The sequence below is a fragment of the Methylocystis parvus OBBP genome (assembly GCF_027571405.1).
Classification (GTDB): domain Bacteria; phylum Pseudomonadota; class Alphaproteobacteria; order Rhizobiales; family Beijerinckiaceae; genus Methylocystis; species Methylocystis parva.
Map to the genome: position 1 here is coordinate 1103150 of NZ_CP092968.1, position 13530 is coordinate 1116679.

A 13530-nucleotide genomic window follows, 5' to 3' on the forward strand; every position below is an offset into this window, starting at 1 on the left:
CTCTACCCTTTTATCGCGCCTTCACGATCGTTTCGGGGACGCCGCCGATCAGGCAGGACGTCGCCACATTGCCGAGGATGCGATTATTGTTGATCATCACCGACGATGAGAGGATGTCGCGGAGCGGACGCGAAATGCTGAACTCGCTGTCGTTGCGATAGCCTGCGATGCCGCAAGCGTTGAAGGCGAGCATGACGGTTGAGATCGCCATTTCGGAAGCGCTCACCTTCAGGAGATTAAGCGTCGTCTGGAACGAAATCTCGTCAAGCGCCTCTGGCTCGCCTGCGCGGCTCTGATAATCGGCCGTCGCGGAATCCACCAGGCTCGTCAGATTCATCAGCGACTGCGACGCCTGCGTCGCATAAGGCGCGCCCGGCGGCAGATTGCCCTTTTGCGCGCGAGACACTTTGCGGATGAAGCCCTGCGCGCGCTCGACGGCGCCGGCCGCGACGCCGGCCCAGCACGCCGCCCACAGAATGTGCGTGACCGGCACCATGCTGCGGCGATGGATCTTGTCATAGGCTTCAGGCAACACCTGCTCGGGCTCGCCCTTCGCCAGAAGCCGGAAACCTTCGCTGCATGTGCCGCGCATGCCCATCACATCCCATTTGGACGTGCGCTCAAGCGTGTAGTCTTCCTTGAAGAAGAGCGCGAGCACCTGATCGCTGGAAAGCGACTCCGGCGAACGCCGCGCCGTGGTGACGATTGCGTCGGCGGCGGCGCCGTAAGAAACGACCGAAGCGTCGCGATCGAGGGTGACGCGATCGCCCTCTTGCACAATAGCCGAGGCGCTCGACCGGACATTGGCGCCGTTCCGACCCTCGGTGGTGGAGGAAGCCAGCAGCATTTGCGCGCCGCCGATGCGACGGAGATAGGACATATGGCGCTCGGTCCCATCCGAATGATTGAGGACGCAAGCGACATTCGCCATGTGCATGGCGTAGATCATCGCAGTCGACGAACAGACGCGGCCGAGCGCGTAGCAGACCTGCGCCGCATCCGCGACGGAACGATCGTCGCCGCCAAAGGATCGCGGCAGGATCATGCCAAGCAGGCGCTGCGCCTTCAACTCGTCGAACGCCTCCTGCGGAAAGCGCGCGTCATGATCGACGGCGTTTGCGTATTTCGCCGCCACAGCGACCGCCGCCGAAATGCGCGCGCCCAGATCTTCGTCGCGCTTATATTTGTTGCGAGGATCGATCGTCACGAGATTTTCCGCCGTCGACATTGTGCGCCTCGCCTCATTTGTCGCTCATTTGCATCGAACGCGAAGTTAGGCCCGCAATATCAAATAATCCATTGATCTTCCGAAAATTGCCGGAGTAAAGGTTAACCATTCCAATTGTAAGCTTAATCGGCGTCTTTTCTTTACCTGTAGGCGCTACAATTCTAATTGTTGAATCATGTCAAATGTCGCGACACATTGGAGAGAACTCGTGGACGCTACGACGCTTCAGACTTCCGACCGCATCAGCTCGATCGTCGGCCAATTCATTTCGCTCCACGATGATGTGGCGCCCAATCAGGATCTTCAGGAGCTGGGTCTGACGTCGATGCAGATGGTCAATCTCATGCTGTCGATCGAAGCCGAATTCGATCTGACTATTCCGAGCTCGAAACTCGTGCCGTCGAATTTTCGTTCGATCGAGAATATCCAGGCGCTGCTGCGCGATCTCGCGCATTGAACGCCGCCTTCTGAAAAAAACGCTCCGGCGACTGAGCCGGAGCGTTTTCCGCTTTCGGGCATTTGAGAGCCTCGCGTTCGTATCCGCTAAGCGCTTGCGCGCAACGCGACGGCCCGATGTGAAACCTCGTCGAGCCAATCTTGATACAGACGGGTCGTATCGAGCGCCCAATCCGCCCGGCATTCCTCAGCCGACAGAATGTTCGCCAGCGCCCCCTCGGCGGCCATGCGGTCGCCCGACACGATCCGCTGGCAAAGGGCGTCCAGTTTTTCCTGCGTCGCCGCGCTAAAATAGTTTTCGGGCTGGCTGGGATAATCGGCCCTCTCGCCCGCAAGGTAGCGCAGCGCGTCGCGCCTATATTCCTTCAGCAGCGTATCGGCGTCATATTCGGGATGGCCTTGCAGGAAAACGAAAAGGCTCGGCTCCTTGCGCCAATACATATCCACGCCGACGCTGTCAGCATAAGATGCGACGTGAAATCCCCGCCGCTCCAGCGCCTCGCGGGGTAGATCATTATAACGCGAATGCGGGGTCAAAGACGCGCGTGGCTGCGCATTTCGGCTCCAATGCTCCCCCTCGCGGACGAAGGAAAAGACCCCGCTCGTCTTCCTTGGCGAAGGCCGGCGCTCGACTCCGGCAAGATGCAGAGTGGCCGCGTGCGCGGCGAGGCAGGACCAGATCGTCGAAAGCGTATGGCCGCGCGCCCAGTCGACCAGCGTCTGCATGTGCGGCCAGTAAGGCTCGTCATCGAGGCGCGCGGCGCGCGGCTCGCAACCGGTGACGATGAGCGCATCGGCGCCGCGCCGGTAAAGCGCTTCAATATCCTCGTGGCTGCGTTCGAGATAGCGTCGCGCCGTGTCGCTTCGCTCGAGGCCCGGCAGCGCATAGCAGCGCCAGCGGATCACCCGCCCGCCGGCGGCGGCGCGGATAAGCCGCGCGAACTGCATCTGCGTCGCGGACAAGGCCTGGTCGGGCATATTGTTGACAAGCGCGATCTCCAGCACGTCTCCGGGCCGCCGGGCCTGCCCGGTCATTGCGCAGTCTCCAAAAGCGTCGGGTTGCGCGCCATATTCGTCGCCGCCGTCAGCGCGCCGTCGAGATCCTCGATAATGTCGTCAATATGCTCGATGCCGACGCTGATGCGGAGCATTTCCGGCGTCACGCCGGCCTTGGCCTGCTCCTGCGGCGACATCTGCCGGTGCGTCGTCGAAGCGGGATGGCAGGCGAGCGACTTCGCATCGCCAATATTGACGAGCCGCTTGACGACCTTGAGCGAGTCATAGGCCCGCTTGCCGGCTTCGAGGCCGCCCTTGACGCCGAACGTCAGGAGGGACGGAACGCGGCCGTCGAGATATTTCTGCGCCAGCGCGTAATAGGGACTCTCGGGAAAGCCCGCATAATTCACCCAGGCGACGCGCGGATCGTCGCGCAGAAATTCGGCCACCTTGCGCGCATTCTCGACATGGCGTTCGACGCGCAGCGCGACGGTCTCAAGGCCTTGCAGCAGCAGAAAGGCGTTGAGCGGCGCCAGAACGGCGCCGGTCGTGCGCTGATAAACGCTGCGCGCGCGCGCAATATAGGCGCTCTCGCCGAAACGCTCGACATAGACCAGTCCGTGATAGGAAGCGTCCGGCTGGTTGAAGGTCGGGAAACGCTCCGGATAATCGCCCCAGCGGAATTTGCCGCTGTCCACGATGATCCCGCCGAGAGTCGCGCCATGGCCGCCCATGAATTTCGTCATGGAATGCACGACGATGTCCGCGCCATGTTCGATCGGTCGCCAGAGGATCGGCGTCGCCACCGTATTATCGACAATGAGCGGAACGCCATGCGCGTGGGCGACATCGGCGAGCGCGCGCATGTCGCATATATTGCCCGCCGGATTGCCGACGCTTTCGCAGAAAACGGCCTTCGTATCGGCGTCCATAGCGGCCGCGACGTCCGCGGGCGCGTCGCTCGCCGCGAAGCGTACATTGACGCCCTGGCGCGCCATCACATGCTGGAGCAGCGTATGCGTTGTGCCGTAAAGCGTCGGCGCGGAGACGATATTGCCGCCGCTGTCGGCGACATTCGCGAAGGCGTAGTAAAGCGCCGCCTGACCTGTCGAGACAGCCAGCGCGCCGACGCCGCCCTCGAGCTGCGCCACGCGGCGCTCGAGCACCGCGACGGTGGGATTGGCGATGCGGCTGTAGCGAAAGCCCTCTTCTTCGAGGTCGAAAAGCGCCGCGGCATGGTCCGCGCTGTCGAATTCATATGCGACCGTCTGATAGATCGGCACGGCGACGGCCCGCGTCGCCGGGTCTCCCTCATAGCCGCCGTGAACCGCAATCGTTTCGTTACGCATGAGATCCGCCTCCCGCGGCGCTGCGGCTATGGCCCGCATCGCCAAAGAACCTGAACGAGGATGCGGATAAATCGTCTAAAGATTTACGCGGCATTCGTTCGCGCCGCGATGAAAAGCGCGCCGTAACCCTAACGAATCCGCATTCTTTCCTTCAGTTTTTCTGGGGATTGTTGCATATGACTGAAGAGCGCGCGCTTTTGCGCGGGAAAGCCATCATTACGGTGAAAAGATCATGACGATGGACGGCGCGATGAACGCCCCGGCGCGCACCAACGCCGGCCGTTCCGTTAACAGTGACTGGCTGCGCGCGCTGAAGCTCACTGCCGCGATCGACCAGAACCCCCGCCGCACCCTTCCTCTCGCCTTCGAGGAGATCGCGCGAGAGCGCGGCGATGCGCCCGCCATCCTTTCGCATCGCGGCGGGTTAACCTTTCGTGAGCTTGCCGAAAAGGCGCGGCGCTATGCGCGCTGGGGCCTCGCGGAAGGGCTGCGCAAGGGCGACGCCGTCGCTCTAGCGATGGAGAGCCGGCCGGACTATGTCGCGATCTGGCTCGGGCTCACGCGCATCGGCGTCGTCGTCGCGCTCGTCAACAGCAATCTCGTCGGGCCCGCCCTCGCGCATTGCGTCGGCGTCGCCAACCCGCGTCTCCTTATCGCCTCTCCCGCGCTCGCCGATATTTGCGCGCCCGCCGCGCAGCAGAGCGGCGCCCGCCTCGTCATATGCGACGATGCGCATGAGGCCGCGCTGACTGCGCTTTCCGCCGCGCCGCTCGAGTTGGACGCGCAGACGGAGCCGACGATCGCCGACCACGCGCTTTACATCTACACTTCCGGCACAACCGGCCTGCCGAAGGCCGCGATCGTTTCTCATAAGCGCGTTCTGAACTGGGGCCAGTGGTTCGGCGGGTTGCTGGACGTGACCGCCGCGGACAGAATGTATAATTGCCTGCCGCTCTATCATTCGGTCGGCGGCGTCGTCGCGATCTTCGCGCCGCTGCTCGCCGGCGGCTCGGTCTTTCTGCGCGAGCGCTTCTCGGCAAGCGCCTTCTGGAGCGACGTGGTCGAACAGGATTGCACGCTCTTCCAATATATCGGCGAGCTCTGCCGCTATCTTGTAAATGCGCCCGAAAGCGAAGCGGAGAAAAGGCACAGGCTGCGCGCGGCCCTCGGCAATGGTCTGCGGCCCGACGTGTGGGCGGCGTTCGAGGAACGTTTTCGCGTCCCGCGAATTCTCGAATTTTATGCAGCGACCGAAAGCAATTTCTCGCTCTACAATGTCGATGGCGAACCCGGCGCGATCGGCCGCATCCCCGGCTTTCTCGCCGCGAGCCAGGTCGTTCGACTCGTAAAATACGATATGGAGAACGACGCCGCGCGGCGCGGCGCCGACGGCCTTTGCATCGCCTGCGGCCCTGATGAGCCCGGCGAAGCGATTGCGCGCGTCGCCAATGATTTCGAGGGCTATCTCGACCACGCCGCGTCGCAGAAAAAAATCCTGCGCGACGTCTTCAAGCCCGGCGACGCCTGGATGCGCAGCGGCGATCTGATGCGCAAGGATTCGCGCGGCTTTTTCTATTTCGTCGATCGCGTGGGCGACACGTTCCGATGGAAAGGCGAGAATGTCGCGACGGCGGAGGTCGCGCAGGCGATCGCGTCCTATCCGGGCGTTCTCGACGTGAATGTCTATGGCGTCGAGGCGCCGGGACGGGACGGTCGCGCCGGGATGGCCGCGATCGTCGCGGCGGAGGGCTTCGACATTGCCGGTCTCTATGCGCATCTCGCGGCGCAGCTTCCGGCCTATGCGCGTCCGCTTTTCGTCCGGTTGTCGGCGAGTCTCGAGGTCACGGAGACGTTCAAGCACCGGAAGCGAGAATTGGCCGCCGAAGGATTCGATCCGCGCGCCCTGCCCGACCCTGTCTTTTTCGCGACTTCCGAGCGTCCTATATATGCCGCCTTGGATTTGGCGCTTTATGAGAAAATTCTCGCGGGCGTCGTTTCCATTTAGGCAGTTGCAGCGCGAGAGGTTGCCCGATGACAGTCGATGTCGGCGCAGTGTCGGTCGTTCTCAATGAAGGCGTCGACGGCGCTGGTCCCCTCAGGGGCGCGAGCTTCGTCGTAAAGGAGAATATCGACGTCAAAGGTCAGGTCTCGACCAACGGCCATCCGCAATGGGCGTCGACTCATGCGCCCGCCGCCGCCAACGCGCAAGTCGTCGATCGACTTCTCGCAGCCGGCGCGCGACTCGTCGGCAAGACTCATATGGACGAGATGGCCTACAGCCTGCTCGGCGCCAATCCGCATTTCGGCACGCCGATCAATCCGGCGGCGCCCGACCGCCATCCGGGCGGCTCGTCTTCCGGTTCGGCCGTCGCCGTCGCCGCCGGCCTCGTCAATTTCGCCATCGGCACGGACACGGCGGGCTCCTGCCGCGCGCCGGCCGCTTTCTGCGGCGTCTTCGGATTTCGCTCCTCTCACGGCGCCATCCCGATGGGCGGCGTCATACCGCTCGCCCCGTCGCTCGACGTCATCGGCTGGTTCGCGCGAGATCTTTCGCAGATGGCCGCCGTCGGCGAGGCGCTCTTGCCCCACGACGCCGATAACGGAGAATTCCATCGCGCCGTTCTGCTGAGCGACGGTTTTCGCGGCGTCGAGACCGAATTCGCCGCCGCGGCGGCGCCGGCGACGGACATGCTGAAAAGCGGCCCCTGGCAGGACGGCCGTCTCGACGAGGAATTTTTCAAATCGGCTTTGGCGCATTTCCGCAATCTTCAGGCCTATGAAGCCTGGGCCTCGCATGGCGCCTGGATCTCGGCGAACCACCCTGCCTTCGGAAAGGGCGTCGAAGAACGTTTCGCCATCGCCTCAAAGGTGACGCTCGACCAGAAAAAGGCGGCGGAAGATTTTCGGGAGGAGGCGAAAAAACGCATCGACGCGCTTTTCGGCGATGACGGCTTTCTCGTCATGCCCACGGCGCCCTTCCGCGCGCCGCTGCTCAATGAGAGCGAAGAGCAGCTCGACGCGAAGCGCTACCAGATGATGCGGCTCTTCCTCATCGCAAGCTATTTCGGCCTGCCGCAAATCAGCCTTCCCTTGCCCGCGAATGGCGAAGCGCCCGTCGCCTTGTCCTTCGTCGGCCGTCGCGGAGCGGACCGCAGGCTCATCGCGCTGGCGCAGCGTTTTTGTGGGAAGATGAAGAAATAGTTCGCAGCGCGCTCTTGAGGAGAATTTGCGTGCCCGTGATTACGATCAGAATCGGCAAGGGCCGGCCCATCGAGAAAAAGCGCGCATTGGCGGAAGCCGTCACCAAGGCCGTGGTGGAAATGCTCGACGTGCAGCCGGAATGGGTGACCGTCCTTATTGACGAGTATGAGCGCGAGAACTGGGCGACCGGCGGTCGCCTACATGCGGATAAATTCGGTCCGGGCTATGGCAAGCAGGGCGTCGACGAATAGAAGCGCTTCACAGCCCCTTTAAGCTTCTCGTTTCCCGGCGGGGAGCGCATGCGCTTCGCCCTGCCCTCTCCTGTTTCACGGAAAGAGGGTGAGATCGAATCCGCCTCACCTGCCCGGCGCAAGCAGTTGCTTGATCCGCATCGTCAGCCTTTCGCGCACCTCGCGATAGGCGGTGAGAATGGCGTCGCGCGAGCCATGGCGCACGGTCGCGTCCGGCGTCGGCCAATAGACGACGTCGACCGCCATCGCGCGCGTGAATTCCAGCGCCTTGTGATGCGCTTCCGGCGAAAGCGTCACGATGAGATCGAAATTCGAATCTTCGAGATCCTCGAATGTGTGCGGCTTGTGGCGCGACATGTCGACGCCGATCTCCTCCATAGCGGCGATGGCGAAGGGATCGGGCTCGCCGCGCTTGATGCCGGCGGAAGCGAAATAGATTTCGCGGCCGAAATAATGCCGCGCGATCGCCTCCGCCATGGGCGAACGCACCGTGTTCAGCGTGCAGGCGAAGAGGACGGATTGCGGGCGCTCGCCCATCGCCGTCATCCCTTCCAGTGCAGGGCCGTGATCAGCGTGAAGAGCCGCCGCGCCGTGTCCTGATCGCAATCGATCTTGCCCTTGAGCCGCTCGGCCAAAAGTTGCGCGCCTTCATTGTGCAGGCCGCGGCGGCCCATGTCGATCGCCTCGATGCGGCTCGGCGTCGCCGTGCGGATCGCCGAGTAATAGGCGTCGCAGACGAGAAAATAATCTTTGAGTATGCGTTTGAACGGCGTCAGCGACAGAATATGCGTCACGACGCCGGCGCCGTTCTCGTCGCGAATGTCGAAGACGAGCTTCGCGTCCATCAGCGAAATATTGAGCGCGTAAGGGCCGCCGTCATGGCCGACCAGCGAGAAGCTGTTCTCCTCGATCAAGTCATAGACGGCGATGGCGCGCTCATGCTCCTGGTCGGCCGACCCCCGCCCGATCGAATTCTCGTCGAGCGTGACGGCCATCAGCCTTTTCCGCGCGCCTGCCTCCACGCTCACGCCCCGAGCGCGTTGAGGCGAATGGCGACGGAGCGCGCATGCGCCGTGAGCCCCTCCGCCTCGCCGAGCGTGACCGCGGCGCCGCCGATGGCGCGCAGGGACTCGGCGTCGCATTTCAGGATCGAGGTTCGCTTCAGGAAGTCGAGCACGTTGAGGCCCGAGGAGAAGCGGGCGGAACGCGCCGTCGGCAGGACGTGATTGCTGCCGCCGACATAATCGCCCACCGCCTCCGGCGTATAGCCGCCAATGAAGATCGCGCCGGCGTTGGAGACGCGCGCCGCGAGCTCTTCGGCGTCTTCGGAGATGATTTCGAGATGTTCGGCGGCGATGCGGTCGGCGAGCGGCAAGGCGTCCGCGAGCTTCTTGACGAGGATCACCGCGCCATAGTCGCGCCAGGACTTGCTGGCGATCTCCGAGCGCGAAAGCGTCGAGAGGTGACGCTCGACCGCCGCCGCCGTCGCATCCGCGATCTCGACGCTGTCTGTGATGAGGATCGACTGGGCGCTCTCGTCATGTTCGGCCTGCGCGAGGAGGTCAGCGGCGATCCAGTCGGGATTGGCGGTCTTGTCCGCGAGGATCAGCACTTCCGAGGGGCCAGCGATCATGTCGATGCCGACCTGGCCGAAGACGCGGCGCTTGGCCGCCGCGACCCAAGCGTTGCCGGGCCCGACAATCTTGGCGACGGGGGCGATGGTCCTGGTGCCATAGGCCAGCGCCGCCACGGCCTGCGCGCCGCCGACGCGGTAGATTTCGTCAATGCCGGAGCGCTTGGCGGCGGCGAACACCAGCGGCTCGACATGGCCGCCCGGCGTCGGCACGACCATGACGATGCGCTTCACGCCCGCGACCTTGGCGGGCACCACATTCATGGCGACGGAGGATGGATAGGCCGCCGTCCCGCCGGGCACGTAGAGGCCGACCGAATCGAGAGGCGACCAGCGCCAGCCGAGCTCCACCCCCGCCGCGTCGCGATAGCGCAGATTCTCGGGCTTCTGCTTCTCGTGATAGGCGGTGATGCGCGCCAGAGCGAGATCGAGCGCCGCAAGCTGCTCCCTGGGGCATGCCGCGACCGCCGCGTCGACCTCGGCGGCGGAGACGGCGATGCCGGTCTGCGCGAGGTCGATTCTGTCGAAACGCCTGGAATAGTCGATCAAGGCCTCGTCGCCGCGAGCGACGACGTCCTCGATAATGGCGCGGACGGTGGCGTCGACGTCCTGGGAGGACTCCCGCTTCATGGCGAGCAGGGACAGGAACTGCTGCTCGAAATCAGGGGCGGCGGCGTCCAAGCGCAGGGTCATTTCCATCTCCAACCGGTTTTCGCGGCTGTCATGACCTTGCGCGGCGGCTTTCGTCAAGTTTTGACGCACGGGGGGCGGCGGGCGCTCGCCTCGACGCGCGTGGAGAGCGCGGATGAACGCGTCCCAAACGGGCCCGTCAGGAAGAGGAATAGCCAGGGTCGGCGTGAGACAGATCATGCTTCGGCCGCGCCGCCGTCTTCCAGCGCGGGCCGAGATCGGTCAACATCGCCTCGACGCATTCGACGTCGAGACAAATCGCCGCGCCGCCGGCGAAGGTCAGGCGGATCGTGCCGCCCGGCGGCTCGCCGGCCGGTTCGAAGGTCACGGCCAGCAGGTCGAGAATGGCGTCGGGCTGGTCGCGCGAGACCTTCTGGCACCGCACCCGCTGCACGCCCTCGAAATGCAGGCCCGCCCGGCAGCGCTCCAGCCGTCCCTCCATCTCCGCCGCCCAGTCGAAACGCGAACCGACCAGCGCGAAGCGGCGCTTGCCCGGCATGAAGGCGATGTCGCCGACGCGCACCAGCGCATCCTGAAGATGCGCCGAGAGAAGCGCGAGATCTTCGCTGTCGAGCGCATGCAGACGCAACGACGGGGCGTCCTGGAGCGGGGTTGCGGCCATTCTGTTCCTCCCTGCTGGCGATATGGCGAGAGGAGCCGGGGGACGCAAGTGCGCCGCACGGCGCGACGGCGCGGGCTTCAGCCCCTCTTTTCCGAACGCGCGAACTGTGGCCTGATCGCCTTCAGGACTCGTTTTGAGAAGGACGCGGCGATGACCGATCTAACCGGCGTTTACGGCAAGGACATTTTTACCGAGCCCTCCAATGTCGACAGCGACACGCTGAAGAATCTCGGGCCTCTGCGCCCCATGGCCGGCGTCTGGCGCGGTCATAAAGGCGTCGACGTCAACCCCAAGGCGGACGGTCCGGAAACACAGGTCTATATCGACAGGATCGTCCTGGAGCCGATCGACCCGCAGACCAACGGGCCGCAGCTTTTTTACGGGCTGCGCTATCACCAGCATGTCGTGCGGCCGGGGCTGGTCGAAACCTATCACGATCAGATCGGCTACTGGCTGTGGGAGCCCGCGACGGGCGTCGTCATCCAGACGCTCGCCATACCTCGCGGGCAGACGGCGATGGCGGTCGGCAAGGCCGCGCCCGACGCGAAGGAATTCGAACTCGTCGCCACGCGTGGTTCGACGACCTACGGCATCTGCTCCAACCCCTTTCTGGAGGAGGCCTTCCGCACCGACGAATATCGCATCAAGGTGACGATCAATGACGACGGCACATGGTCCTACGACGAAGTGACGAAGCTGATGCTCAATGGGACGACGCCTTTCGAGCACCGCGATCGCAACATGCTGGTCAAGGTCGCGGAAGCGGAGCCCAATCCGCTCGCGGCGGCGGCGAAATCATGACCCCGTGGGCCGCCCCTTCACGACCCGCGTCTTGCAGGCGATGTCGTGTAGACCTTTATGCTCGTCGGTCCACAGGATCATGAGGAAACCGTAGAACAGCGGGATCGAGGAGAGGAAATAGGCGAGATAGCGCCCGGCCGCCAGGCCCCAGCCGATGCGCCGGCCATCGGTGCGGATCACGTAAATGCCGAGCGCGCGTTTGCCGGGCGTCGCCTGCCAGGAGCCCGAGGTGAAATAGCCGTAATAGAGGACGCCGACGATGAGGCCGATCACCGTCCCCACAATGCGCCAGGCCTGGTCGCTCAGAGGGTCTTCGGCGCTGCCCGTCGCCAGCGCGAGCGTCACGCCGAACACGACCGCGACGACGAAAACGATGGCCGACATTACGAGATAGTCGACAAGATAAGCGCCCAGCCGGGGAAAGAAGCCGACATATTCGTCACGCGCCTGCTCTTGGCGCGGCGCGGCGGGCGTTATGACGAGATCGGGCGGAAAGCAGCTGGCGAAAAGCGGGATTTTCGCCAGCTCCGTCCAATCCTCGCCGAGCTTCATGACGCTGGTCTGCGCCTCCGCCGTCCCGGTCTCGATCATCTTGACGAGTCCGAAGCCCGAAATCGGCCCGATAATCTCGTCGCCCTGGCGGACGTAGAACTTCGCGTCGAGCGGATGCGCCGTACGCCCCTCGTCCTGCGTCGCCAGGTCTGACATGAAACCTCTCCGAATGTGCGGCGCGGCGGGAGAACGCCCCGCGCGCAAACGAGAGGTTAGCTAGCGCAAGCCTCCCCGCGCGCCAAGCCCGCTCAGGCGGCGCACATGGACGCCGATCACGCTTCCGGACATCCTTTCGCAAAGGCGGCTTCTCCGGCGGCCCTGATTTCATCGACCGTCAGTTCGCGCACGGTCGTCGCGATCGACCACTCATGGCCGAACGGATCGACGACGACCCCGTAACGGTCGCCCCAGAACATGTCGGCCACCGGCATTTTCACCGTCGCCCCGGCGGCGACCGCCTGCGCGAAAAGCGCGTCGACATTGGGGACCTTCAGATGAAGCGTCACGGACGTGCCGTTACGCGCCTTCGGTCCGAGCGCGCCCCATTGCGGCATTTCATCGACAAGCATCAGCATGGAGTCGCCGATCCTCATGCTCCCATGCATCAGCTTTCCGTCCGGCCCGGGCATGCGCATGATCTCCGTCGCGCCGAACGCCTTTTTGTAGAACTCCATCGCCTCCGCCGCGCCGGCGCAGACGATGTGCGGCGTGAGCGTCGGCATGACGCGCTGAGCAGTTTCACTCATGTCCTGACCTTTCTTTGTCATCTACAGACGTTCGCAAGCGAGAGGCGCAACCTCTCGGCGTCTCCCTCGGGGAGCTCTTTCTCCACGGCCGCATGCGTCGCGCGCCAGATCGGCAATGCGGAGACAAGCGTCTCGCGTCCCGCTTCCGTCAGCGCCACGCGGCGGGCGCGCTTGTCGGTCTCATCGGCCGCGACTCTCACGAGCCCGCGCCGCTCCAGAGATTTCAGCGCGGCCGTCAAGGTCGTGCGGTCCATCGCGAGAAACGCCGCGAGCTTGCCGACCGTCGGCGCCTGCGGCGCGTTCAACGCCATCATCAGCGAAAACTGACCATTGGTGAGCCCGACCGGCGCAAAGGCGCGATCGAAGCGCCGCGCAAGCCGGCGCGCCGCCCTTTGCGTCGCGAGGCAAAGACAATTGTCGCGAACCTCATATACGACCTCGATCGGCAGCTTCTTTGACATGAGCTTATTATGTTGATATCAACATTTATCGCGCCTGTCCAGATGCGAGGAGCCTTAATGAAAGCCAAAGTCAGAACCTGTCTCGCCTTCAAGGATCAGGCGGAGGAAGCCGCGCGCTTTTATGTCTCGCTCATCCCCGGCTCGGAATTCGAGACCGCGTTCCGCCCGGAGCCGACCGGTCCGGCGTTGATGGCGCTCTTCTCGCTCGCTGGAACGCCCTATCAGGCGCTGAATATGGGCGATTACGTCACGCTGAACGACGCGGTGTCGATTTCCGTTGTGACGAAGGATCAGGAAGAGACCGACCGCTTATGGGAGGCCCTGCTCGCCGATGGCGGCGCTGAAAATCGCTGCGGATGGCTGAAGGACCGTTTCGGCCTCTCCTGGCAGATCGTGCCGGAGGCCCTGCCCCGCCTGCTGACGGACCCCGACCGCGCCGCCGCCGGCCGGGCGATGCAGGCCATGATGGGCATGGTGAAGCTCGACGTCGCCGCGCTGGAGAAGGCCTTTCGCGGCGATTAGCGGCGCAAGCGCCGAAGCGCGG

At 64.0% G+C, this 13530-nt stretch carries 16 protein-coding genes; 6 read left to right on the top strand and 10 right to left on the bottom strand.

Translation table 11 applies throughout. The annotated features are described in order from the left end of the window. Positions 1–10: 10 nt before the first annotated feature. Positions 11–1228 carry an acyl-CoA dehydrogenase family protein gene (locus MMG94_RS05485; protein ID WP_016918073.1) on the bottom strand — a complete coding sequence of 406 codons (1218 nt, stop codon included), beginning with the start codon at positions 1226–1228 and terminating at the stop codon, positions 11–13. 208 nt (positions 1229–1436) lie between these two features. Between MMG94_RS05485 and MMG94_RS05490 the strand changes: the two genes are divergently transcribed. Next, positions 1437–1685, top strand: a complete 249-nt coding sequence (locus tag MMG94_RS05490; protein ID WP_016918074.1) for a phosphopantetheine-binding protein — start codon at positions 1437–1439, stop codon at positions 1683–1685. Positions 1686–1771: 86 nt separating this feature from the next. Here the strand turns inward: MMG94_RS05490 and MMG94_RS05495 are convergent, their stop codons facing one another. Further along, complete coding sequence (locus MMG94_RS05495; protein ID WP_016918075.1) at positions 1772–2719, bottom strand: homoserine O-acetyltransferase/O-succinyltransferase family protein; 948 nt, start codon at positions 2717–2719, stop codon at positions 1772–1774. After that, entirely contained in the window at positions 2716–4029 is a 1314-nt protein-coding gene (locus tag MMG94_RS05500) for an O-acetylhomoserine aminocarboxypropyltransferase/cysteine synthase family protein (protein ID WP_026015983.1), read from the bottom strand. Before MMG94_RS05500 ends, MMG94_RS05495 begins: the two co-directional genes overlap by 4 nt. Before the next feature lie 232 nt (positions 4030–4261). Here MMG94_RS05500 and MMG94_RS05505 point away from each other — a divergent pair, with 232 nt between their 5' ends. From MMG94_RS05505 to MMG94_RS05515, 3 genes are read left to right on the top strand one after another with little or no spacing between them, the layout of a single operon-like run. Continuing rightward, positions 4262–6034, top strand: a complete 1773-nt coding sequence (locus MMG94_RS05505; protein WP_016918077.1) for a long-chain-acyl-CoA synthetase — start codon at positions 4262–4264, stop codon at positions 6032–6034. A 26-nt stretch (positions 6035–6060) separates the two neighbouring features. After that, positions 6061–7230, top strand: coding sequence for an amidase (locus tag MMG94_RS05510; protein WP_016918078.1), 1170 nt, complete (start codon positions 6061–6063; stop codon positions 7228–7230). A 29-nt stretch (positions 7231–7259) separates the two neighbouring features. Beyond that, the gene (locus MMG94_RS05515) at positions 7260–7481 is read left to right on the top strand and encodes a tautomerase family protein (RefSeq protein ID WP_026015984.1); all 222 of its coding nucleotides are present in this window, start codon (positions 7260–7262) and stop codon (positions 7479–7481) included. Positions 7482–7586: 105 nt separating this feature from the next. On the opposite strand, the gene MMG94_RS05520 is transcribed toward MMG94_RS05515, so the two are convergent. The 4 genes from MMG94_RS05520 to MMG94_RS05535 form a co-directional block, all read right to left on the bottom strand. Then, positions 7587–8027: an arsenate-mycothiol transferase ArsC gene (locus MMG94_RS05520; RefSeq protein WP_016918080.1), complete on the bottom strand. Its 441-nt coding sequence runs from the start codon at positions 8025–8027 to the stop codon at positions 7587–7589. Next, on the bottom strand, positions 8024–8476 hold the full coding sequence (locus tag MMG94_RS05525) for a UPF0262 family protein (protein WP_020372384.1): 453 nt from the start codon (positions 8474–8476) through the stop codon (positions 8024–8026). Before MMG94_RS05525 ends, MMG94_RS05520 begins: the two co-directional genes overlap by 4 nt. A 29-nt stretch (positions 8477–8505) precedes the next feature. Then, positions 8506–9807, bottom strand: coding sequence for a histidinol dehydrogenase (hisD, locus tag MMG94_RS05530; RefSeq protein ID WP_026015985.1), 1302 nt, complete (start codon positions 9805–9807; stop codon positions 8506–8508). A 136-nt stretch (positions 9808–9943) separates the two neighbouring features. Beyond that, positions 9944–10426, bottom strand: a complete 483-nt coding sequence (locus MMG94_RS05535; protein WP_016918083.1) for a DUF2948 family protein — start codon at positions 10424–10426, stop codon at positions 9944–9946. Between the two features lie 150 nt (positions 10427–10576). Here MMG94_RS05535 and MMG94_RS05540 point away from each other — a divergent pair, with 150 nt between their 5' ends. Further along, complete coding sequence (locus MMG94_RS05540) at positions 10577–11227, top strand: FABP family protein (protein ID WP_026015986.1); 651 nt, start codon at positions 10577–10579, stop codon at positions 11225–11227. Here the strand turns inward: MMG94_RS05540 and MMG94_RS05545 are convergent. From MMG94_RS05545 to MMG94_RS05555, 3 genes are all read right to left on the bottom strand, one after another. Continuing rightward, on the bottom strand, positions 11222–11935 hold the full coding sequence (locus MMG94_RS05545; protein WP_016918085.1) for an RDD family protein: 714 nt from the start codon (positions 11933–11935) through the stop codon (positions 11222–11224). The two genes, MMG94_RS05540 and MMG94_RS05545, sit on opposite strands and share 6 nt — an antisense overlap. A 116-nt stretch (positions 11936–12051) precedes the next feature. Then, positions 12052–12525, bottom strand: a complete 474-nt coding sequence (locus tag MMG94_RS05550) for a VOC family protein (protein WP_040578805.1) — start codon at positions 12523–12525, stop codon at positions 12052–12054. Positions 12526–12542: 17 nt separating this feature from the next. Next, a complete protein-coding gene (locus MMG94_RS05555) occupies positions 12543–12986 on the bottom strand; it encodes a MarR family winged helix-turn-helix transcriptional regulator (protein WP_016918087.1) in 444 nt (147 codons plus the stop codon). A gap of 57 nt (positions 12987–13043) precedes the next feature. Between MMG94_RS05555 and MMG94_RS05560 the strand changes: the two genes are divergently transcribed. Further along, positions 13044–13508, top strand: a complete 465-nt coding sequence (locus MMG94_RS05560) for a VOC family protein (RefSeq protein WP_016918088.1) — start codon at positions 13044–13046, stop codon at positions 13506–13508. Positions 13509–13530 lie beyond the last annotated feature (22 nt).

Coding starts and splice junctions, on each gene's coding strand:
- MMG94_RS05545 (WP_016918085.1), bottom strand. CDS start 11,935: ATGTCAGACCTGGCGACGCAGGACGAGGGGCGTACGGCGCATCCGCTC.
- MMG94_RS05495 (WP_016918075.1), bottom strand. CDS start 2,719: ATGACCGGGCAGGCCCGGCGGCCCGGAGACGTGCTGGAGATCGCGCTT.
- MMG94_RS05555 (WP_016918087.1), bottom strand. CDS start 12,986: ATGTCAAAGAAGCTGCCGATCGAGGTCGTATATGAGGTTCGCGACAAT.
- MMG94_RS05560 (WP_016918088.1), top strand. CDS start 13,044: ATGAAAGCCAAAGTCAGAACCTGTCTCGCCTTCAAGGATCAGGCGGAG.
- MMG94_RS05535 (WP_016918083.1), bottom strand. CDS start 10,426: ATGGCCGCAACCCCGCTCCAGGACGCCCCGTCGTTGCGTCTGCATGCG.
- MMG94_RS05550 (WP_040578805.1), bottom strand. CDS start 12,525: ATGAGTGAAACTGCTCAGCGCGTCATGCCGACGCTCACGCCGCACATC.
- MMG94_RS05525 (WP_020372384.1), bottom strand. CDS start 8,476: ATGGCCGTCACGCTCGACGAGAATTCGATCGGGCGGGGGTCGGCCGAC.
- MMG94_RS05540 (WP_026015986.1), top strand. CDS start 10,577: ATGACCGATCTAACCGGCGTTTACGGCAAGGACATTTTTACCGAGCCC.
- MMG94_RS05505 (WP_016918077.1), top strand. CDS start 4,262: ATGACGATGGACGGCGCGATGAACGCCCCGGCGCGCACCAACGCCGGC.
- MMG94_RS05520 (WP_016918080.1), bottom strand. CDS start 8,027: ATGACGGCGATGGGCGAGCGCCCGCAATCCGTCCTCTTCGCCTGCACG.
- MMG94_RS05500 (WP_026015983.1), bottom strand. CDS start 4,029: ATGCGTAACGAAACGATTGCGGTTCACGGCGGCTATGAGGGAGACCCG.
- hisD (WP_026015985.1), bottom strand. CDS start 9,807: ATGACCCTGCGCTTGGACGCCGCCGCCCCTGATTTCGAGCAGCAGTTC.
- MMG94_RS05510 (WP_016918078.1), top strand. CDS start 6,061: ATGACAGTCGATGTCGGCGCAGTGTCGGTCGTTCTCAATGAAGGCGTC.
- MMG94_RS05485 (WP_016918073.1), bottom strand. CDS start 1,228: ATGTCGACGGCGGAAAATCTCGTGACGATCGATCCTCGCAACAAATAT.